A 303-nucleotide genomic window follows, 5' to 3' on the forward strand; every position below is an offset into this window, starting at 1 on the left:
TGAGCTACGACCTGTTTGTCGGCGTCCCGCTGTCCAAACCCGCCGGTTTCCAAACTTCCCCCGTCACGGCCGGATTCAACCTGTATTGGCAGTATTAATTCAAATAACAAAACTGCCGGTGGGTAGTGTTGTGTGGAGTAAAAATCATGAACAAGCAGTTATATCGTATTATCTTTAATCAATCTCGCCAGCTGTGGATGGTGGTGGCCGAGATAGCGCGGGCCGGACGGGGACGAACCGGACGCCGCGCTCATCGCCCGTCTTCACCGCAGCGTCGTTGCCGACTCACCGCGCTACGGTTTG

At 55.1% G+C, this 303-nt stretch carries 1 protein-coding gene; it reads left to right on the forward strand.

Going from position 1 to position 303, the window contains the following annotated elements; translation table 11 throughout:
* Positions 1-146: 146 nt before the first annotated feature.
* Positions 147-303: ESPR-type extended signal peptide-containing protein (locus ACGF49_RS25100; protein WP_387493496.1), on the forward strand; the 157-nt coding region annotated here is incomplete at its 3' end.

The organism is Photorhabdus sp. RM96S (assembly GCF_042879335.1).
GTDB lineage: Bacteria > Pseudomonadota > Gammaproteobacteria > Enterobacterales > Enterobacteriaceae > Photorhabdus > Photorhabdus kayaii.